The following is a 20,666-nucleotide window of genomic DNA, read 5'->3' as shown; positions in this document are numbered from 1 at the left end:
CAACTCGACGAAATTTCCTTCCAGGTTTACAATTTATTCAACTTTATTAAATTTATAAACCAAGGAGCGCACGATGATAGGTGAGCGCCTGAAGCGAGCACGCGCTGCTGCCGGCTTGTCGATGCAAGAGCTTGGGCTGCTGGTTGGTGTGAGCGCCAACATGATCAAGAAGTATGAGCATGACAAAAGCATGCCCGGCTCCAGCACCCTGCTGGGCCTTAGCAAAGCGCTCGCGGTGCGCACTGAGTATTTTTTTCGGCCCTTCAAGATCGAGCTTAAAGGCGTAGAGTATCGCAAGCGCTCCAGTACTCCCGTAGGCACTCTCAAACGAATCGAAGCCGATGTCCTAGATCAAGCAGAGCGCTGGCAAGAGCTGGCTAACCTATGGCCAGAGTTTCCTCAGCGGCAGTTTTCTGTTCCAGAAGGGCTGCCAGCCAAAATTCAATCGATGGATCAGATCGATGAAGTTGCAGATCAAGTCCGAGCATCCTGGAGCCTTGGACTCAATCCAATCCCAGATCTAATCGATGTTCTAGAGTCACATGGCATCTTAGTGATCATCACCCAAGTCGACGTGCAGGCAAAATTCGACGGGCTCCAAGCTACTGTCGCAGGCAAGCCCGTAATCGTGGTCTCTGCAAACTGGCCAGGAGATCGACAGCGTTTCACTCTGGCCCATGAGCTTGGACATCTATTGCTGCACGAGCGTTTGGCGGAGGGGATTGATGAAGAGAAAGCCTGTCATCGATTCGCTTCTGCTTTTCTGCTTCCCGCCTGTGCGATGCGCCAGCAGCTCGGCACCAAGCGTCATATGCTGGAGATTCGAGAGCTTTATCTGCTGAAGATTGAGTATGGTTTGAGCATGCAAAGCTGCCTCTATCGTGCCGCTGACTTGGCGATCATTCCTGAGAATGTGCGGCATCGTCTCTTCATGGTGTTCGCTACCCAGGGATGGCGAAAAAAAGAGCCTGGTGACCCTTATCGTCCGGAGAACACGCTGTTATTCCAACAGCTGGTATACCGTGCCTTGGGTGAGGGAATTGTTGGAGAATCCAAAGCTGCTGAGCTGCTAGGCATCTCGGTATTCCAGTTCCACCAAGCACGTAAACTGGAGTCTTTGGATGCAACTGTTAATCAGTGATGCCAATATCCTGATTGACTTGGAGGAAGGAGAGCTTCTCGAACTGCTCTTCCAGCTGCCCTACCAGTTTAGTGTGCCTGACATTCTCTTTGCTGAAGAGCTAGAAGCTCAGCATGCTTATTTACCGGATATGGGGCTACTCCTCGGAGAGTTAGAGTCCCAAGCGATGGTATATGCCTTTGAGCTGATCCAGCGTGTGAATGGGCCTAGTCGTAACGACTGTTTCGCTCTAGCACTGGCCAAGCAGCAGAGCTGCCCCTTGCTCTCCGGTGATCAAGCTTTGCGTAGGGTAGCCGCGGCAGAAGCCGTAGTGGTTATGGGAACGATTTGGTTGGTGGAAGAGATGATTCATCACGACCTCATCTCTATTGAGCGGGCACGGAATGCCTATCTACGCATGCGCGCCAATGCCCGCAGGTTGCCCTGGGACAACGCACTGCAGCGTCTGGATGAATGGCCTCCGGAGCGACCATAGGCTCCTTGGGTGAAGATTTTACTCACCTGCCCCAGCGCGCTTGAGCAACTGCTTGCAGCGCTCGGACAAGTGCACCACACGAAGATGTTTACCGGCGCGCTCGTAGCGATCGCGCAGGGTCTTCAGCGCGGCGATGGCCGAGTAGTCGACGAAGCTCAGGTGGCTGCAGTCCAGCGTGACCTGCTGCGGGTCTTCGGCCGGGTCGAACTGGTTGAGGAAGGTCGTGCAGGAGGCGAAGAACAGCGTGCCGTGGGCGCGGTACAGCTTGCTGCCGTCGGCCTGCAGGTCGCTGTCGGCGTACAGCTCGCGGGCGTGCTGCCAGGCGAAGTTGAGCGCGGCGATGACGATGCCACAGAGCACGGCGGTGGCCAGGTCGGTGGCGACGGTGATGGCGGTGACGGCGATGATCACCAGCACATCATTGGCCGGCACCTTGCCGGCGACGCGCAGCGAGCCCCAGGCGAAAGTCTGCTGGGCCACCACGAACATCACCCCGACCAGCGCGGCCAGCGGAATCAGCTCGATCAGCGGCGAGAGGAACAGCACGAAGAGCAGGATCATCACGCCGGCCACCACCCCGGACAGGCGGCCACGGCCACCGGAGCTGAGGTTGATCACGGTCTGGCCGATCATCGCGCAGCCGCCCATGCCGCCGAACGCACCGGACACCATGTTGGCGGCGCCGAGGGCGACGCACTCGCGGTTGGTCATGCCGCGGCTCTGGGTGATCTCGTCGGTGAGGTTGAGGGTCAGCAGGGTTTCCAGCAGGCCGACCAACGCCATCAGCACCGCGTAAGGGGCGATGATCTGCAGGGTTTCCAGGTTCCACGGGACGTCCGGCAGGGCGAACTGCGGCAGGCCGCCGGCGATGTGCGCCATGTCGCCGAGGGTGCGCGTGGGCAGGTCGAGCAGGTACACCAGCAGGCCGATGCCGAGGATCGCCACCAGCGCCGGCGGTACTGCACTGGTCACCTTCGGCAGCAGGTAGACCACGGCCATGGTCAGCGCCACCAGGCCGATCATCCAGTACAGCGGCGTGCCCTGCAGCCAGCCGTCCTGGGTATGGAAGTGCTCCAGCTGCGACATGGCGATGACGATGGCCAGGCCGTTGACGAAACCGAGCATCACCGGGTGCGGCACCATGCGCACCAGCTTGCCCAGGCGCAGCAGGCCGAACAGGATCATCAGCACACCGCCGAGCAGCACCGTGGCCAGCAGGTACTGCACGCCGTGCTGCACCACCAGGGCGACGATCACCACGGCCATCGAGCCGGCGGCGCCGGAGATCATCCCCGGACGACCGCCGAACAGGGCGGTGAGGGTGCAAATGATAAAGGCGCCATACAGGCCCATCAGCGGATTGAGCTGGGCGACAAGGGCGAAGGCGATGCACTCGGGCACCAGCGCAAAGGAAGACGTCAGACCGGCCAGCAGGTCGGCGCGTAGGGAAACGGGTTTCATGGCAAGGCGAACAGGCAAAAAAGGGCACGCATGGTAACCCCTGAGGTAGTCGCCGTCATGCGCGGGGGCAGGTCTCAGGTCGCCTGCCAGCGCGGTCGTCCAGCCGGAAATTGGCCGTTGCGGTCATGCGCAACACTGACACGAAGCAATGCAAGGCCCGTGCTAGACGCTCATAGTGCAGGCAAGTCATTCGCCGGAGCCTCGCGACCATGTCTGCAACCACTGCATCCGATTCACCCTTCCGCCTGCCCTGGGGGCTGTTGCTGGCTGTGCTCGCCGGGCTGGCCATCGTCTTCCTGCCGGAGCAGGCCGGGCTGCCACTGGCCGGTCAGTACATGCTGGCGATCCTCGCCTTCGCCGTGATCGTATGGATCAGCGAGGCAGTCAGCTACGAGGTCAGCGCCATCATGATCATGGCGCTGATGGCCTTTCTGCTGGGCAGCGCGCCGAGCCTGAGCGACCCGCAGACGCTGATCGGCACGCGCAACGCACTGAGCATGGCGCTCGGCGGCTTTGCCAGCTCGGCCCTGGCGCTGGTGGCGGCGGCCTTGTTCATCGCCGCAGCGATGACCCAGACCGGTCTGGACAAGCGCATCGCCCTGGTGACCTTGTCGAAGGTCGGCGCCAGCACTCACCGCGTGCTGCTCGGCGCCATCGTGGTGACCATCCTGCTCAGCTTCATCGTGCCCAGCGCCACAGCGCGGGTGGCCTGCGTGGTGCCGATCATGATGGGCGTGATCGCTGCCTTCGGTGTGGACAAACGCTCGGCCTTTGCCGGCGGCATCATGATCCTGGTGGCACAGGCCACCAGTATCTGGAACGTCGGCATCCAGACCTCGGCCGCGCAGAACCTGCTCACAGCCGGCTTCATGCAGAAGCTGCTCGGCGAATCGGTGACCTGGACCGACTGGCTGATCGCCGGCGCACCCTGGAGCCTGCTGATGTCGGCGGTGCTGTACTGGGTGATCCTGCGCGTCATGCCACCGGAAACCGACCGCATCGAAGGCGGCAAAGAGGCCGTACGCAAGGCGCTGAGCGAGCTGGGGCCGATGACCGGCGATGAACGCAAGCTGCTGGCCATCGTTCTGACGCTGCTGGGCTTCTGGGCCACCGAGGGCAAACTGCACGAATTCGACACCGCTTCTACCACCCTGGTGGGCCTGGCCGCCCTGCTGATGCCAGGGCTCGGGGTGATGAGCTGGAAGCAGGCGCAGCCGCGCATTCCATGGGGTACGGTGATCGTCTTCGGCGTCGGTATCAGCCTCGGTGGCGCCATTCTCAGTACCGGCGCTGGCGCCTGGCTGGCCAAACTGATGGTGACCTACCTGGGCATGGATGGCCTGTCACCGTTCTGGGTGTTCGCCGTGCTCAGCCTGTTCCTGATCCTTATCCACCTGGGTTTCGCCAGTGCCACGGCGCTGACCTCGGCCATGTTGCCGATCATGATTGCCCTGCTGCTGCAGTTGGGCGAAGGAGTCAATCCACTGGGCATGAGCATGCTGCTGGGCTACGTGGTCAGCTTCGGCTTTCTGCTGCCGATCAACGCGCCACAGAACATGGTGTGCATCGGCACCGATACCTTCACCTCGCGCCAGTTTCTGCGCACCGGTATCTGGCTGACAGTGATCGGCTATGTGCTGATGCTGGTATTCGCCCTGACCTGGTGGCGTTGGCTGGGCTGGATGTAGCGCAGACGACGGAAAGCGGGCACCCTGAGGCGCAACGCCTACAGGGAGCCCGAACCGATGAGCAAGAACCTGCTGATTACCGGTGCCAGCCGTGGCATCGGCCGCGCCACTGCCTTGCTGGCCGCCGAGCGCGGCTGGCGCGTAGGGGTGAATTACCGCACTGACCGCGCCGCAGCCGAGAGTGTGGTGGCACAGATAGAAGCCATGGGCGGGCAGGCCATTGCGCTGCCAGGCGACGTGGCCGTCGAGGACGATGTACTGCGCCTTTTCGAGGCCATGGACGCACTCGGCCCGCTGCATGGGCTGGTGGTCAACGCCGGTATCGTCGCTCCGCCCATGCCGCTGCTGGAGATGAGCGGCGAGCGGCTGCGGCGCATGTTCGAGGTCAACGTGCTGGGCAGCTATCTCACTGCCCGCGAAGGCGCCCGGCGCATGGCCAGAAGTCGCGGCGGCGAGGGTGGCTCGATGGTGCTGGTGTCATCGGTGGCCGCCAGCCTCGGCTCGCCATTCGAGTACGTCGACTATGCCGGTGCCAAGGGCGCCATGGATGTACTGACCCGCGGCCTGGCCAAGGAGCTGGGTGGTGAGGGCGTACGGGTCAATGCCGTGCGACCCGGGCTGATCGACACCGAAATCCACGCCAGCGGCGGCCAGCCGGATCGCGCCGAACGCCTCGGCAAATCCACGCCGCTGGGGCGTGCCGGGCGTGCCGAAGAGGTCGCCGAAGCCATCGTCTGGCTGCTCGATGACCAGGCCAGCTATACCACCGGCGCGCTGATCGATATCGCCGGTGGGCGTTAGCTCCGGACGCAGGGAACTCAGCCGAGAGTTGCAGCGACACATCTAAACTCGCAAATGAGAAGCAATGATATTATCTGCGCTTTGACTGATCGCGTGTGACTCTCTTGGTTCAGCCCCAACCCGCCCCTTGCTTGTATTCGCTGGAAGATCTCCACCAGTTGGGCCGGCGTCATCAGGTGCACTACAGCCTGCTTGGCACACCGCACGACGAGAATCCGTGCGTGATGCAGGGCTACATCAACGAGCAGGAAACCAGCCTGGGCATGACGCTTGTTACCTCTCGGGTGCAAACCTTTCAGAGTTACCAGGCCCAGTCATGCACGTCTCCCAACCTCACCATGGTCGTCTTGCAGGAAGGACAGGCCCAGCTCGCCGGCTCCACCTCAATCACCCTCACCCCTGGCCAGGGCGTGATCCTGTTGAGCCAGGACAGGCCCAGTCAGACAGCCCGGCACCACGCCCACGACAACCTGCACGGCCTCAATCTGTCCATTGGCAGCATCGAGGATCTGGCAGACGACTATCTGGCAGACCAGCTACAGTCCAACCTTCAGCGCCGCAGCACCTACACAGAACTCTGGAGCGTCCCTGCGAACTTGCAGCAGGAGCTACGAGCCCTGGCCTGCGAGCAGTCGCAGGGTTGTCTGCAGCGACTCCTGAGCGAAGGCCTGGCACTGCAACTTCTGGCGCATGGTCTGAACGCCATCGGTAAAGATGAGCGCAATGGGCCCTCGCTCAATCCACGTGACCGGTCCCTGTTGAAGCGGGTTCGCGACTACCTGCATCAGGAGCCTGGAGCCGATCACAGCCTGAATGAACTGGCGCAACTTGCATGCATGAGCCCCAGCGCTCTGCGCCACAAGTTCCAGCATGCCTATGGCCTGAGCGTCATGGGCTACCTGCGTCAGCGGCGCATGGAACTTGCCAGGCATTACCTCGCGCAGGGGTGGCGCGTGCAAGACGCGGCTCACTATGTGGGCTATCGCCACGCCAGCAATTTCGCCACGGCGTACCGACAGCATTTCGGAGTGTCTCCCCGCAAGCTCACGTAGCTGCGCACGACACCAACCGGACCAGGTTGTTCCCGGCCTGGCATACGGCATAGGAACACTGGCATCTGGCATAAGTGGCATCGCCTCTATATGTGAATAATTCGCATGAGTAAATTATTCCCAAGAGGGCTCTGCCATGCCGAAGTGTTCGACCTTCAATCCATCCCCGCTCGCATCGATGATGCGCAGCGCATTGTTGGCCAGCGCACTGGCCCCGCTGGCAGCAGGTGCAGCGGCGCAAGAGGAGGTCGACAACACGCGCGACGCCAGCCTGACGCTGCCAGCCATGAATGTGCATGCCAAACAGCTGCCGCAGTCCGGGACAGAAGGCACCGGCAGCTACACCACTGGCAGCATGTCCACTGCCGTGGGCCTGCCCCTGTCGATCCGTGAGACGCCGCAGTCGGTGAGCGTGGTGACTCGCCAGCAGATCGAAGATCGCGGCCTGCGTGATACCGCGGCCATCCTCGCCAGCGCTCCGGGTATCTCGATGAGCCGCAACGATAGCAATCGCGTGTCGTTTTCCGCTCGCGGGTTCGAGATCGACAACTTCCAGTTCGATGGACTGGCTTCGCCGATCAACAACTTCTGGAACTTCGGCGCCACCGATATCGATTCGGCGATCTATGACCGCGTCGAGGTCGTACGGGGCTCGACGGGACTGCTGACAGGCGCCGGCAGCCCTTCGGCCGCGGTCAACTTCATCCGCAAGCGACCATTGCCGGAGTTCGCCATTGGCGGCTCGCTCGGCCTCGGTCGCTGGAATCAGCGACGTGGCGATATCGATATCTCGGCTCCGCTCAGCGCCGATGGTCGTGTCGCAGCCAGGGTCGTTGCCGCCTACTCCGAGCGTGACACCTTCATCGACGAGCAGAGCTACGGCAGTGAAACCTTGTACGGCGTGATCAGCGCGGAGTTGACGCCACGCACGCAACTGACCCTGAGCCTCGAACATCAGAAGAACGACACCGATGGCATGGGCTCCGGTGTTCCGATGTTCTACGCCGACGGATCGCGCACCGACTACGGCCGCTCAGCGGGCAACAACACCAGGTGGTCGTATTTCGGCACCGAGTCGAACACGGCCTTCGTCGATCTCGAACATCAGCTGGACAACGGTTGGAAACTACGCGCCGCCTACAGCCGTACCGAGGCCGATTACGCGATGCGTTACGTATTCCGTGGCGGCTACCCGGACCGCAACAACGCCGGCATGAGCGCCAGCTTTCTGAAGTATGACGGCGAGCGCACCCGCGACGACTGGCACCTGACCAGCAGCGGACCATTCGAATTGCTGGGGCGCACTCATGAAGCTGCATTCGGCTGGATGAGCATCGACGACGATCTACAGATGGATCAATACCTGCCGGCGCCAGGCACGGCACCGATAGCCGACTCGCAGTCGGACTGGACCAACGGCAACATCGCCGAACCTGTCTGGTCGAACGTGCGGGCCAACGGCGACCGAACCGATATTCGCCAGACCGGTGGCTACGCGGTGACCCGTCTGTCGCTGGCCGACCCACTGCACCTGATCCTCGGGGCGCGTGTCAGCACCTGGACGATCGAACAGAACTACTTCGGCACCCAACGCAACTACCGCTACAGCGATGAGGTCACCCCTTATGCCGGGCTGGTGTACGACCTTAACCAGACCTATAGCCTGTACACGAGCTACACCAGCATCTTCAAGAACCAGACCCAGCGCGCGCCGGATGGCAGCTTCCTTGACCCGGTTACCGGCGACAGCTACGAGGCCGGGATCAAGGCCGGCTATCTGGACGGCCAGCTCAACGCGGCGCTATCGGTCTATCGCACCAAACAGGAAGGCCTGGCAGAGGCCATTCCCGATACGTTCCTGATCGCCGACCCCAGCCAACAGGCTTACAAGTCCGGCGAAGGGGCAGTGGTCGATGGCTTCGACCTGGAGCTGAGCGGCGCCCTGAGCGACGTTTGGAACCTGTCTACCAGCTACACCCATTTCATCGCCCGTAATGCCGAAGGCAGGGCGATCAACACCACCCACCCGCGCACACAGTTCAAGCTGTTCACGACCTATCGCCTGGACGGCGCATTGAGAGATCTGACCCTGGGCGGTGGAACCACCTGGCGCAGCGGCGTATCACGCGCAAACACCGGCAGCCCCAACGGCCCGGTGGACGTGAGCACCGGCAGCTACGCCCTGGTCGACCTGATGGCCAAGTACCAGATCAACGAAAACATTACGGCCACTGCCAACCTCAACAACGTCTTCGACAAAAAGTATCTCGAGCAGATCGGCTTCTACAGCCAGCTCTGGTATGGCGAGCCACGCAACCTGCAATTGACCCTGAGCGCGAGGTTCTGACGGGCACCTGCCACGTCATCACTGACCCAGGTCAGCCTGGCGTGGCAGCAGGCCCAATCCCAGCGCGGAGCGAGGTCCGGGCTGACGCCATGCCGGATAAAGGGTTGCAGACACTGCCACTCACTGCAGGGACCCAGGCTTGATGGTGAGCGGCATCCACGCCAGACTCACGCGTAGAACCGAACCAATGCGCAAGAACATTTGACTGAAGCTCAACAATGAAAACCAGCCTGGAAGAAATGCTCGCCTTCGTCAGTGTGGTCGACTGCGGCTCCATCAGCGCCGCCGCCGAACAGCTGGAACAGACCGCCTCGGGCGTGAGCCGTGCCCTCAGCAGGCTGGAGGAAAAGCTCGCGGTCACCCTGCTGCGCCGCACCACCAGGCGCCTGGAGCTGACCGAGGAGGGCGAGGTGTTCCTCGCCCAGGCGCGGCGCATCCTCGCCAGCGTGGAGGAAGCCGAGGAACAGATGACCCTGCGCCGCCAGGCACCAGCCGGCCGCCTGCGCATCAACACCGCCTCGCCCTTCATGCTGCACGTGATCGTTCCGCTGATTGGCGAGTTTCGCGCACGTTATCCACAGATCGAACTGGAGCTGAACAGCGACGATCGCATCATCGACCTGCTGGAGCGGCGCACCGACCTGGCCATTCGCATCGGCGCTCTGCCGGACTCCAGCCTGCATGCCAGACCGCTGTGCCACAGCCGTCGCCGCGTGCTGGCCAGCCCGGAGTATCTGCGCAAGCACGGCACACCCACGCGCACCGAGCAATTGCAGGCGCACAGCCTGATTGGCTTCACCGAACCGGAAACTCTCAATGAATGGCCACTGCGCCACGCCATCGGCGAACGCTGGCAGATTACCCCGACCCTGCGCGCCTCCAGCGGCGACACCATGCTCGAACTGGCCCTGGCCGGAGAAGGGCTGGTGTGTCTGTCGGACTTCATGACCGACGCCGCCCGCGCCAATGGCAGCCTGGTAGAAGTGCTGGCCAAGCAACGCGTGGAGGTGCGCCAGCCGATCAACGCGGTGTATTACCGCAACACCGCACTGGCCTCGCGTATCACCTGCTTTCTCGATTTTCTCAGCGAGCGGCTGGGCTGAAGCACCGCGATTGACGCAAAGCATCCGCGCTACGGCTGTCACAACGACAGGGCGACTCGTCGACCCCGACGCCAGTCAGTCAAGCCTCAACGCACGAACCGCAGGAGCGAGCTTGCTTGCGGTCAGATCGGGAGTCGAACATCGAGGGATCGCCGGCAAGCCGGCTCCTACGCATGCGATGGCACGGGTAGCCCGGATGCAATCCGGGACTTCTGTGGGCGCCTGATCCCCGGATTTCATCCGGGCTACACGACTGAGAGTCAACGAAAAAGGGCGACTCAGCGAGTCGCCCTTGTTTGCATCAGCGCCAGATCACTGCGCTGCCTGTAGACTCCACTCGGCGAGCTTCTGCTGCTTGTAGCTGAGCGCCGCAGCCGGCACCGGGGTGACCTTGCCGGTCTCCATCCAGCGCTTGAGGCGGTTGGCGTCGGCCATGTGGGTGTACTTGCCGAAGGCGCCGAGCACGACGAAAGCCACCGGGCGATTGGCCATGGTGGTGGCCATTACCAGGCAGCGGCCGGCAGCATTGGTGAAGCCGGTCTTGCTCAGGTTGATGTTCCAGTCCGCCTTGCGCACCAGGGCATTGGTGTTGCGGAACCCCAGGGTATAGTTCGGCTTGCGAAACGCGACGGTAGCTTCCGAATCGGTGGTGAACTCATGGATCAGCGGATACTGCGCCGCCGCCTTGACCATCAGCGCCAGGTCACGGGCGGTGGACACGTTCTGCTCGGAGAGGCCGGTGGGTTCGACGAAATGGCTGTGGCTCATCCCCAGCGCCTTAGCCTTGGCGTTCATCGCCTTGATGAACGCGACCTGACCGCCAGGATAGTGATGGGCGAGACTGGCGGCCGCGCGGTTCTCCGAGGACATCAGCGCCAGATGCAGCATGTCGCGACGGCTGAGCTCGCTGCCCACGCGCACTCGCGAAAACACACCCTGCATCTCCTTGGTGTCACGGATGTTGACGGGCAGCAGCTCATCCAGCGGCAGCTTGGCGTCGAGGGTGACCATGGCCGTCATCAGCTTGGTCACCGAAGCGATCGGCAGACGCAGGTCGGGGTTGCTGGAATAGAGTTCCTTTCCGGTCTTCAGATCCACTAACAGCGCACTACCCGCGGCCAGCTCCTGCTTGGACTGGGTAGACGCAGCCTGAAGGTTCGAAACTGCAAGGCCACTGCACAGCAGCAGGGCCAAAATCGAATGACGGAGTTTCACGGTTCACTTCACCGGTTGTGTGTGGGCGCCTCAGGGTCGGCGCAGAGCAGTATAGGGACTCAGGACCTGCGATTGCAGTATGGTCCGATCAAACGCTTGCTGCTGGAGAATCCAGCTCGCTCTGCAACCAGTCAACGAAACGCGCAGTGAGACGCTGACGGCGCTTGCGCTCAGGCAACACCAGGTAATAGCCACGCGCCGACTGCGCCTGAGCATCGACCAGCCGGCAAAGCAGCCCCTGTGCCAGCAGCTCATCGACCAAGTGGCGCCAACCGATGGCCACGCCCTGCCCGGCAATCGCCGCCTGGATCAACAGGGTGTAGTTGTCGAAGCGCAGCGCGCCGGGCGTCGGCAGGCTGGCGATGCCGAACTCACGGAACAGACCGTCCCAGTCGAACCAGCGCGAGCGACTCTCCGGCCGCAGGTGCAGCAGCGGCAGTTCTGCCAGGGCTGAGGCCGCCAACGGCGCCTGGCGTTCGCCGAGCAGGCGCGGGCTGCATACCGGGAACACCTCTTCGCGGAACAGCAGGTGCGCCTCGCCATGCTTGAAACGACCGTCGCCGAAACGGATCGCCACGTCGATATCGCTGGGCACCGTAGCCGGGTCGCGCTCACTGGTGATCAGGCTGACATCCACCTCCGGATAGAGGCGGTTGAAACGCTGCAGACGTGGCATCAGCCAGTAGGCGGCGAAAGCGAAGTCCGTGGCCACCTGCAGTACCTCATGCTGCTGCCGCGCGGTGACCGCTACCAGGCCGGCGTCGAGACTGGCCAGGCCCTCCTGCACATGGGCCAGCAACAGCTCGCCGGCCTCGGTCAGCACGATGCCACGATATACACGGTCGAACAGGCGCGTCGCCAGTTGCTGTTCCAGGCGCTTGATCTGCTGGCTGATCGCCGGCTGGCTGCTGCCCAGTTCGTTGGCCGCAGCGGTAAAGCTGAGTTGACGCGCTGCCGACTCGAACACCCGCAACGCGTCGAGTGACAGTCCATCGATGGCTTTAAACATAAGTACTGCTTATCCGAGGCATGTATTTCAACCGGGTTTACCTTGCAGGTCTCATACCGGAATCATGGTGGCAGCACTGTCGCATAAACCAACAGTATGGAATACCTGCCACCATGAAGCGCCCGAACATCCTCTTCATCATGGCCGACCAGATGGCCGCGCCGATCCTGCCGCTGCACGACACCGCTTCACCCGTGCAGATGCCCAACCTGATGAGGCTGGCCGAACAGGCCGTGGTGTTCGACTCGGCCTACTGCAACAGCCCGCTGTGCGCGCCGTCGCGTTTCACCCTGGTCAGCGGCCGCCTGCCATCGAAGATCGGCGCCTACGACAACGCCGCCGACCTTCCTGCCGACGTGCCGACCTACGCCCATTACCTGCGCCGCCTCGGCTACCGCACGGCGCTGTCGGGCAAGATGCACTTCTGCGGCCCGGATCAGTTGCACGGTTATGAAGAGCGCCTGACCAGCGACATCTACCCCGCCGACTACGGCTGGGCGGTGAACTGGGACGAGCCGGACGTGCGTGCCACCTGGTACCACAACATGTCCTCGGTGCTGCAAGCCGGCCCCTGCGTGCGCAGCAACCAGCTCGACTTCGACGAAGAGGTGGTGTTCAAGGCCCGCCAGTACCTCTACGACCATGTGCGCCTGACCCCGGAGCAGCCGTTCTGCCTGACCGTGTCGATGACCCACCCGCACGACCCCTACACCATCCCGCGCGAGTACTGGGATCGCTACGAGGGCGTGGACATTCCCCTGCCGCGTCAGTACATCGAACAACACGAGCAGGACCCGCACTCGCAGCGGATCATGAAAGTCATCGACCTGTGGGACAAACCACTGCCCGAGGACAAGATCCGCGACGCCCGCCGCGCCTACTTCGGCTCCTGCAGCTACATCGACGACAACATCGGCAAGCTGCTGAAGACCCTGGAAGAGTGCGGTCTGGCCGAGGACACCCTGATCGTCTTCTCCGGCGACCACGGCGACATGCTTGGCGAGCGCGGCCTCTGGTACAAGATGCACTGGTTCGAGATGTCCGCCCGCGTACCGCTGCTGGTGCATGCACCGCAGCGCTTCGCCGCCGGCCGGGTCAGCCAGTCGGTGTCAACCCTCGACCTGCTGCCAACCCTGGTGGAGCTGGCCGGTGGCCAGGTCGACGCCGGCCTGGAACTCGAAGGTCGCTCGTTGCTGCCACACCTCAAGGGCGAAGGCGGACATGACGAGGTGCTCGGCGAATACATGGCCGAGGGCACCGACAGCCCGTTGATGATGATCCGCCGTGGGCCGTGGAAATTCGTCTACTCCGAACAGGACCCACTGCTGCTGTTCAACCTGCAGCACGATCCGGCCGAACGCGAGAACCTCGCCAGCAGTGCCGAGCATCAGGCCCTGCTGGCCGAGTTCATCGCCGAAGCGCGCCAGCGTTGGGACGTAACGGCGATCCATGCCGCCACCCTGGCCAGCCAGCGCCGCCGCCGCCTGGTGGCCGAAGCGCTGAGCCAGGGCAAGCTGACCAGCTGGGATCACCAGCCAATGGTCGACGCCAGCCAGCAATACATGCGCAACCACATCGACCTCGACGACCTGGAGCGCCGGGCGCGTTTTCCGGTCGTCGGTTGAACTTTTGCTCCGCGCCACGGGCCCGAGCCTTGAAGCTGCCGCTACCCAAAACAGAAGAAAAAAGGAGAGACGCCATGAACCGATTCAGCGTGCTGTTACTCGCCACCGCGCTCAGCAGCGCCGGCAATGTCTGGGCCGATGATGCAGCCTGTTCTACGGTCAAGCTGGGCGACCCGGGCTGGAGCGACATCGCCGTGACCAACGGCATCGCCAGCTTCCTGCTCGACGGCCTGGGCTACAAGGCGCAAAGCCAGACCCTTGCCGTACCGATCATCTTCGCCGGTCTGCAAAAAGGTCAGGTCGACGTGTTTCTCGGTAACTGGATGCCGGCGCAGCAGAGCAACTACGACAAGTTTGTCGCCAGCGGCGAGGTGGACAAGGTCGCCCAGAATCTCGAAGGCACCGAGTACACCCTGGCCGTCCCCGCCTACGCCTATGAGGCTGGCGTGAAGACCTTCGCCGATCTGGACAAGCATGCCGACAAGTTCGGCAAGAAACTCTACGGCATCGCGTCCGGCTCGCCGGCCAACGAGTCGATCAAGCAGATGATCGACAGCGACGAGTTCGGCCTGGGTGACTGGAAACTGGTGGAATCCAGCGAGCAGGCGATGCTGGTGCAGGTGGGTCGCGCTGTGAAGCGCGAGCAATTCGTGGTGTTCCTCGGCTGGACCCCGCACCCGATGAACGTGCAGTACGACATGAAGTATCTGCGTGGCGGTGAGAAGTACTTCGGCGAGAGTGGCCAGGTCAACACCCTGGCGCGCAAAGGCTACGCCGCGCAGTGCCCCAACGTCGGCAAGCTGCTGAGCAACCTGACCTTCACCCAGGAAATGGAGAACAGCATCATGGACCAGGTGCTGAGCAAGGAGGCCAGCAACGATGCTGCGATCAAGGCCTGGCTGCAGGCCAACCCGCAGGTACTCGACGCCTGGCTGCAGGGCGTGACCACCCTGGACGGTAGCGACGGCCTGGCGGCGGTGAAAGCCCGGCTTTGAATTAGCCGGCACAAGTGAGTAGGGTGGTGTCGCCTACGGCCCACCCTCGACCCTGACCATGCGATTACCCGACCGACAGACCCTGCTGCCGTTTCTGCGCTGGCTGCCCGGCACCAGCCGCAAGACCCTCGGCAACGACCTGCTGGTGGGGCTGACCGGCGCCATCCTGGCCCTGCCGCAATCGCTGGCCTATGCCCTGATTGCCGGGCTGCCGGCCGAGTACGGCCTGTATGCTGCCATCGTGCCGGTGGTCATCGCCTGCCTGTGGGGGTCGTCCTGGCACCTGATCTGCGGCCCGACCGCGGCCATTTCCATCGTCCTGTTCACCAGCGTCAGCCCCATGGCGCGCATGGGCAGCGAAGAGTTCGTCGCCCTGGTCCTGCTGCTGACCTTTCTCGCCGGCCTGTTCCAGTGGCTGCTTGGCCTACTGCGCTTCGGCGCACTGGTAAATTTCGTCTCGCAATCGGTGGTGCTCGGCTTCACCCTTGGCGCGGCGCTGGTGATCGCCGTCGGCCAGGTACCCAACCTGCTGGGCGTGGAGATGCCCAGCCAGGCCACCGCACTGAGCAGCCTGTTGCAGATCGGCCAGCACCTGCCCGAGACGCACTGGCCGAGCCTGGTTCTGGCAGCCTTTACCCTGCTTCTCAGCGTCGCCATCCGGCATTTCTGGCCCAAGGCGCCGGCACTGCTGATCAGCCTGGTGTGCGGCAGCCTGCTGGTGTGGCTGCTGCCGGCGCGCTACACCGGGGACATTGCCCTGGTCGCGCCTTTTGCCGGCAGCCTGCCACCGCTGACCCTGCTCAATTTCGATCTCGATGCTGTGCTGCGTCTGCTCCCGGCTGCGGTGGCCTGCGGCATGCTCGGGCTGGTGACCAGCCTGTCGATTGCCCGCGCTCTGGCGGTGAAGTCGCACCAGTTCCTCGATGCCAACCAGGAAGTACGCGCCCAGGGCCTGTCCAACATCATCGGCCCGTGGTTTTCCGGCTCACTGTCGGCCGGCTCCTTCACCCGCTCGGCGCTGAACCTGCAAGCCGGCGCACGCACGCCGCTGGCCGGCATCTTCTCGGCCGCGCTGGTGGCCCTGTTCGCCATGTTCGGCGCAGCGCTGCTGACGCACATCCCGCTGCCGGTGATGGCCGCCGGCATTTTGCTGATCTGCTGGGGGCTGGTGGATCTGCCGGCGATTCGCGCATTACGCCGGGTCAGCCGTGCCGAATTCGCGGTCATGCTGCTGACCTTCGCCGCGACCCTGGTGCTGGAACTGCAGACGGCGATCTATGCCGGCGTGCTGGCCTCGCTGTTCTTCTACCTCAAGCGCACCTCGCAGCCGCGCGTGCGCCTGTGGCACGACGGCGACGACGAGGTGCTGCGTATCGAGGGTTCGATCTTCTTCGGCGCCTGCCAGTACATTCAGCAGTTACTGCAGCGCAGTCGCGGCCAGCGACTGGTGATCGACGCGCGGCACATCAACTTCATCGATTACGCCGGGGTGGAGATGCTGCACCAGGAAGCGCGCCGTCTGCAGGCGCTGCAACGCAGCCTGGTGCTACGTCAGGCGCGGCCGCAGGTGGTGGAGGAAATCCTCAAACTGGAAGGCGCGCAAAGCTGCCCGGTGCTGTTCGAAGACTGAACCTCAGTCCTCGGCGTCATCGAGCACGCTCAGATCCAACACGTGCGAGCGACCGATCCACATCGCACAGTCGCGATGGTCGCGCAGTTCGTTACCGGTGATCGGGTGCAGCAATACATCCAGGCCACCGCGACTGAGCATCAGCCAGGGCACGACATCGGCGAACAGGTCGGCACGGAAGGCCAGTTGGCAACTCCAGCACGGATGCGGCCCGACCAGACGCTCATGCACCCGTCCCATTTTCAAGGGAAAACGCTTTGCCGCGTCCTCGCAGAGGGCGCGCGCCTGCTCCAGCGTATCGGCATCGAAATAGACGTGAGCATGGTAACCACTGATGCGTATGGTTTCGTTCATCTGCCGCTCCTCAAGCCATCAATTGACGGCGCAATTCAGCCAGTACCGGCGCCGTATCCGGTCGCACGCCGCGCCACAGGGCGAAGGCCTCGGCGGCCTGCTCGACCAGCATGCCCAGGCCATCCAGGCAACGCGCCGCACCCTGTTCGGCAGCCCAACGATTGAAGGCAGTCGGCTCGCGGCTGTACATCATGTCGTAGCAAAGCGTATGGCCAGGCTGGATCAGGCTCGGCGCAATCGGCGGCAACTCACCGCCCAGGCTGGCCGAGGTGCCGTTGACGATCAGGTCCACCGGCGCATCGATCCAGTTGAAACCGGCAGCGACCAGCGGACCGAGATCGGCAAACTCGCGCACCAGTTGCTCGGCCTTGGCCACCGTACGGTTGGCGATCACCAACACCGCCGGTTTCTGCTGCAGAAAGGGTTCGAGTACGCCACGTACCGCGCCGCCGGCACCGAGCACCAGGATGCGTTTTCCGGCCAGGGAGAAGCCGGCGTTATGCAGATCACGGGTCAACCCGGCACCGTCGGTGTTGTCGCCCAGCAAGCGACCATCCGCCAACTTCTTCAGGGTGTTCACCGCGCCGGCACGGCGGGCACGCTCGCTCAGCTCGTCGGCCAGGCGAAAGGCGTCCTCCTTGAACGGTACCGTGACATTGCCCCCCAGGCCCTCGGCGAAAAAGGCATGGGCGTCGCCGGCGAAGTCGTCCAACGGCGCCAGACGCGCCTCATAGGTCAGCGCCTGGCCGGTCTGCTCGGCGAACAGACGATGGATCAGCGGCGATTTGCTGTGGCCGATGGGGTTGCCGAAGACGCAGTAGCGGTCCATGGAAAATCCTGTTGCGGTACAAAGAACCCTAGGAGCCCGCTTGCGGGCGATTCGTTCTGAAGTCAGATCGCCCGCAAGCGGGCTCCTACGGGAACGGGGATGACGCCAGTTCGTAGCCCGGATGCAATCCGGGCTACATCATGGGTGGGTCGACAACCAATCGCGGTCAGTAAGGAAATACTCGGTCAGGCGAGCCTCTTCGCTGCCCGGCTCCGGTTTCCAGTCGTAACCCCAGCGCACATGCGGCGGCAGCGACATGAGGATCGACTCGGTACGTCCGCCCGATTGCAGACCGAACAGGGTGCCACGGTCGAACACCAGGTTGAACTCGACGTAACGGCCACGGCGGAAGGCCTGGAACTCGCGCTCGCGCTCGCCGAACGGCGTCAGCTTGCGACGCTGGACGATGGGCAGATAGGCCTGGACATAGGCATCGCCGATGGCGCGGATAAAGGCAAAGCAGGTGTCGAAATCCCATTCGTTAAGGTCATCGAAGAACAACCCACCGATACCACGCGGCTCGCCACGATGCTTGAGGTGGAAGTAACGATCGCACCACGCCTTGAATTTCGGATAGACCTCGGCGCCGAACGGCGCGCAGGCGTCATGCGCGACCTGATGCCAGAACACGCAATCTTCCTCATTGGCGTAGTAGGGCGTCAGGTCGAAACCGCCGCCGAACCACCAGACCGGTTCCTCGCCTTCCTTCTCGGCGCTGAAGAAGCGCACGTTGGCGTGCGAGGTCGGCACGTAGGGGTTTTCCGGGTGGATCACCAGCGATACGCCGAGGGCCTGGAAGCCACGCCCGGCCAGTTCCGGTCGGTGGGCACTGGCCGATGGCGGCAGGCTGTCACCGAACACGTGGGAGAAGTTGACCCCGCCCTTCTCGATCAACGCGCCGTTCTCGATCACCCGCGTGCGCCCGCCGCCACCGGCCGGACGCTGCCAGGCATCCTCGACGAATACGGCCTGGCCGTCTTCGGCTTGCAGGGCGGAACAGATACGGTCTTGCAGGTCGAGCAGATAGGCCTTCACGGCCTCGGTACGGTCAGTCACGGCGGCACCTTGAACAGGGAGCAGGTCGAAATCGGAGGGCAGCATAGCACTCGACAGCGCCGATCCGCAGTTGACGTCAGTCAATCAGAAGGTTTGGATAGACCCTTTCGCCGCCAGCAGGCGGCTCATGTCAGACAAGGAATCGGAGATGGCCAAGCGTATTCAGTTCAGCCAGCACGGCGGCAGCGAGGTGCTGGAATACCGTGATTACCAACCGGCAGCCCCAGGCCCGCGCGAAGTGCGGGTGGCCAACCACGCCATCGGCCTGAACTTCATCGACACCTATTTCCGCAGCGGCCTGTACCAACCACCGGCGCTGCCTTCGAGCCTGGGCACCGAGGGGGCGGGCGTGGTCGAGGCAGTAGGCAGCGAAGTCAGCGGCTTTGCCGTTGGCGACCGCGTGGCCTATGCCACCGGCCCGCTGGGCTCCTACAGCGAGCTGCACGTGCTGCCGGCCGACAAGCTGGTGAAACTGCCGGACAGCATCAGCTTCGAACAGGCCGCCGCGGTGATGCTCAAGGGCCTGACCGTGCAGTACCTGTTGCGCCAGACCTATGAGCTCAAGGGCGGTGAAACCATCCTGTTCCATGCCGCCGCCGGCGGTGTCGGCTCCTTCGCCTGCCAGTGGGCGCGCGCCCTGGGCGTCAAGCTGATTGGCACCGTCAGCTCGGCGGAAAAAGCTGCGCGCGCCAAGGAGCAGGGCGCCTGGGCGACCATCGACTACAGCCATGAGAACGTGGTGCAACGCGTGCTGGAGCTGACCGATGGGGCCAAGTGCCCGGTGGTCTATGACGGCGTCGGCAAGGACACCTGGGAAACCTCGCTGGACTGCGTGGCACCGCGCGGTCTGCTGGTCAGCTTCGGCAATGCCTCGGGCGCGGTCACCGGGGTCAATCTGGGCATCCTCGCGCAGAAGGGTTCTCTGTACGTTACCCGCCCGACCCTGGCCGGCTACGCCACCAGCGCCGAACGCCTGCAGGCCATGGCTGATGAGCTGTTCGGCATGATCGCCAACGGCAAGCTGCAGGTGGAGATCAGCAAGCGCTACGCCCTGAAGGACGCCGCCGCCGCACAGGACGCACTGAGCTCACGGCAGACCACTGGCTCGACCATTCTGCTGCCGTAAAACAGTCGCAGCTAAAGCCCCTCCCACAGCCGCCACAATCGTGGGAGGGGCTTTAGCCGCGTGCGCTGAAGCGCCTCAGGACGGGCGAATCACATCGCCCGTACGCAGGTCGCGAATCAGGCTGGGGTTCTTGCGCCCACCCAGCGCACCGCCCAGCACCTTGTCCAGCTCGCCGGGGAAGTACTGCTCGACGCGCAGACGCGAACGCGCCGAAGGACGCCCGGCCGGGTTGGCGGAGGTGGAAATCAGCGGCCCGGTGTAGCGACACAATGCGCGTACCAGAGGATGGTCACTGACGCGCAGGGCAACGCTGTCATGCATGCCCGTGACCCACTCCGGCAGACGGTTCTGATGCGGCACCAACCAGGTGTTCGGGCCTGGCCAGCTGCCGGCCAGACGCTCGATCCACACGTCAGGCAGGTCATCGAGCAGGAAATCGAACTGCTCGATGGCGTCAGCCACCAGGATCAGGCCCTTGTGCACCGGCCGCTCCTTGAGCGCCAGCAGCCGATCCACCGCCTCTTCGTTCCACGGGTCACAGCCCAGACCCCAGACCGCCTCGGTCGGATAGGCGATCACGCCTCCCTCACGCACCACACGCGCCGTTTGCTGAACCTGCCAGTTGCTGGCCATCGACTGTCTCCACTGAACCAATGGGCGGCAGTCTATCCAAGACGGCGCGGCGACTGTAGCCCGGATCTAATCCGGGAAAATTACCGAGCCCGCCCCGGATTGCCTCCGAGCTACGCAGCTGGGGTG

The 20,666-nt window shown here is 63.3% G+C and carries 18 protein-coding genes; 11 read left to right on the top strand and 7 right to left on the bottom strand.

Going from position 1 to position 20,666, the window contains the following annotated elements; genetic code table 11:
• The first annotated feature begins 73 nt into the window (after nucleotides 1-73).
• Nucleotides 74-1,141, top strand: a complete 1,068-nt coding sequence (locus tag ACJRW5_RS15905) for a helix-turn-helix domain-containing protein (protein ID WP_484571474.1) — start codon at nucleotides 74-76, stop codon at nucleotides 1,139-1,141.
• On the top strand, nucleotides 1,122-1,616 hold the full coding sequence (locus tag ACJRW5_RS15900; protein WP_484571473.1) for a PIN domain-containing protein: 495 nt from the start codon (nucleotides 1,122-1,124) through the stop codon (nucleotides 1,614-1,616). The genes ACJRW5_RS15905 and ACJRW5_RS15900 overlap by 20 nt, the downstream gene beginning before the upstream one ends.
• 18 nt (nucleotides 1,617-1,634) lie before the next feature.
• Here the strand turns inward: ACJRW5_RS15900 and ACJRW5_RS15895 are convergent, their stop codons facing one another.
• Nucleotides 1,635-3,077, bottom strand: a complete 1,443-nt coding sequence (locus ACJRW5_RS15895) for a SulP family inorganic anion transporter (RefSeq protein WP_484571472.1) — start codon at nucleotides 3,075-3,077, stop codon at nucleotides 1,635-1,637.
• Nucleotides 3,078-3,286: 209 nt separating this feature from the next.
• Between ACJRW5_RS15895 and ACJRW5_RS15890 the strand changes: the two genes are divergently transcribed.
• The 5 genes from ACJRW5_RS15890 (at nucleotide 3,287) to ACJRW5_RS15870 (ending at nucleotide 10,068) form a co-directional block, all read left to right on the top strand.
• Nucleotides 3,287-4,765, top strand: a complete 1,479-nt coding sequence (locus ACJRW5_RS15890) for a DASS family sodium-coupled anion symporter (RefSeq protein ID WP_484571471.1) — start codon at nucleotides 3,287-3,289, stop codon at nucleotides 4,763-4,765.
• A gap of 57 nt (nucleotides 4,766-4,822) precedes the next feature.
• Nucleotides 4,823-5,566 carry an SDR family oxidoreductase gene (locus ACJRW5_RS15885; RefSeq protein WP_484571470.1) on the top strand — a complete coding sequence of 248 codons (744 nt, stop codon included), beginning with the start codon at nucleotides 4,823-4,825 and terminating at the stop codon, nucleotides 5,564-5,566.
• Nucleotides 5,567-5,724: 158 nt separating this feature from the next.
• On the top strand, nucleotides 5,725-6,618 hold the full coding sequence (locus tag ACJRW5_RS15880) for a helix-turn-helix transcriptional regulator (protein ID WP_484571469.1): 894 nt from the start codon (nucleotides 5,725-5,727) through the stop codon (nucleotides 6,616-6,618).
• A gap of 136 nt (nucleotides 6,619-6,754) precedes the next feature.
• Nucleotides 6,755-8,965: a TonB-dependent alcaligin siderophore receptor FauA gene (fauA, locus tag ACJRW5_RS15875; RefSeq protein ID WP_484571468.1), complete on the top strand. Its 2,211-nt coding sequence runs from the start codon at nucleotides 6,755-6,757 to the stop codon at nucleotides 8,963-8,965.
• 218 nt (nucleotides 8,966-9,183) lie between these two features.
• Nucleotides 9,184-10,068, top strand: coding sequence for a LysR substrate-binding domain-containing protein (locus ACJRW5_RS15870; RefSeq protein ID WP_484571467.1), 885 nt, complete (start codon nucleotides 9,184-9,186; stop codon nucleotides 10,066-10,068).
• 312 nt (nucleotides 10,069-10,380) lie between these two features.
• On the opposite strand, the gene pbpG is transcribed toward ACJRW5_RS15870, so the two are convergent.
• Together pbpG and ACJRW5_RS15860 are read right to left on the bottom strand one after the other, a co-directional pair.
• The gene (pbpG, locus tag ACJRW5_RS15865) at nucleotides 10,381-11,283 is read right to left on the bottom strand and encodes a D-alanyl-D-alanine endopeptidase (protein ID WP_484571466.1); all 903 of its coding nucleotides are present in this window, start codon (nucleotides 11,281-11,283) and stop codon (nucleotides 10,381-10,383) included.
• A gap of 88 nt (nucleotides 11,284-11,371) precedes the next feature.
• Nucleotides 11,372-12,292: a choline sulfate utilization transcriptional regulator gene (locus tag ACJRW5_RS15860; protein WP_484571465.1), complete on the bottom strand. Its 921-nt coding sequence runs from the start codon at nucleotides 12,290-12,292 to the stop codon at nucleotides 11,372-11,374.
• A 113-nt stretch (nucleotides 12,293-12,405) separates the two neighbouring features.
• Between ACJRW5_RS15860 and betC the strand changes: the two genes are divergently transcribed.
• The 3 genes from betC (at nucleotide 12,406) to ACJRW5_RS15845 (ending at nucleotide 16,542) form a co-directional block, all read left to right on the top strand.
• Nucleotides 12,406-13,917, top strand: coding sequence for a choline-sulfatase (betC, locus tag ACJRW5_RS15855; RefSeq protein ID WP_484571464.1), 1,512 nt, complete (start codon nucleotides 12,406-12,408; stop codon nucleotides 13,915-13,917).
• 74 nt (nucleotides 13,918-13,991) lie between these two features.
• Entirely contained in the window at nucleotides 13,992-14,912 is a 921-nt protein-coding gene (gene choX / locus ACJRW5_RS15850; RefSeq protein WP_484571463.1) for a choline ABC transporter substrate-binding protein, read from the top strand.
• A 58-nt stretch (nucleotides 14,913-14,970) separates the two neighbouring features.
• Nucleotides 14,971-16,542: a SulP family inorganic anion transporter gene (locus tag ACJRW5_RS15845; protein ID WP_484571462.1), complete on the top strand. Its 1,572-nt coding sequence runs from the start codon at nucleotides 14,971-14,973 to the stop codon at nucleotides 16,540-16,542.
• Between the two features lie 3 nt (nucleotides 16,543-16,545).
• Here the strand turns inward: ACJRW5_RS15845 and ACJRW5_RS15840 are convergent, their stop codons facing one another.
• The 3 genes from ACJRW5_RS15840 to hemF all read right to left on the bottom strand — a co-directional run bounded on the left by ACJRW5_RS15840 (nucleotide 16,546) and on the right by hemF (nucleotide 18,781).
• Nucleotides 16,546-16,896 carry a DOPA 4,5-dioxygenase family protein gene (locus ACJRW5_RS15840; RefSeq protein ID WP_484571461.1) on the bottom strand — a complete coding sequence of 117 codons (351 nt, stop codon included), beginning with the start codon at nucleotides 16,894-16,896 and terminating at the stop codon, nucleotides 16,546-16,548.
• 10 nt (nucleotides 16,897-16,906) lie between these two features.
• Nucleotides 16,907-17,725: a shikimate dehydrogenase gene (aroE, locus tag ACJRW5_RS15835; protein WP_484571460.1), complete on the bottom strand. Its 819-nt coding sequence runs from the start codon at nucleotides 17,723-17,725 to the stop codon at nucleotides 16,907-16,909.
• A gap of 138 nt (nucleotides 17,726-17,863) precedes the next feature.
• Nucleotides 17,864-18,781 (bottom strand): oxygen-dependent coproporphyrinogen oxidase, encoded by a 918-nt coding sequence (hemF, locus tag ACJRW5_RS15830; protein ID WP_484571459.1) that lies wholly within the window; start codon nucleotides 18,779-18,781, stop codon nucleotides 17,864-17,866.
• A 148-nt stretch (nucleotides 18,782-18,929) separates the two neighbouring features.
• Here hemF and ACJRW5_RS15825 point away from each other — a divergent pair, with 148 nt between their 5' ends.
• The gene (locus ACJRW5_RS15825) at nucleotides 18,930-19,907 is read left to right on the top strand and encodes an NADPH:quinone reductase (RefSeq protein WP_484571458.1); all 978 of its coding nucleotides are present in this window, start codon (nucleotides 18,930-18,932) and stop codon (nucleotides 19,905-19,907) included.
• Nucleotides 19,908-19,982: 75 nt separating this feature from the next.
• Here the strand turns inward: ACJRW5_RS15825 and tsaC are convergent, their stop codons facing one another.
• Nucleotides 19,983-20,540: an L-threonylcarbamoyladenylate synthase type 1 TsaC gene (tsaC, locus tag ACJRW5_RS15820; protein WP_484571457.1), complete on the bottom strand. Its 558-nt coding sequence runs from the start codon at nucleotides 20,538-20,540 to the stop codon at nucleotides 19,983-19,985.
• Nucleotides 20,541-20,666: the final 126 nt, after the last annotated feature.

It is taken from the genome of Pseudomonas pichavaramensis, from assembly GCF_050473265.1.
GTDB lineage: Bacteria > Pseudomonadota > Gammaproteobacteria > Pseudomonadales > Pseudomonadaceae > Aquipseudomonas.
This window is presented reverse-complemented; position numbering and strand designations above follow the sequence as displayed.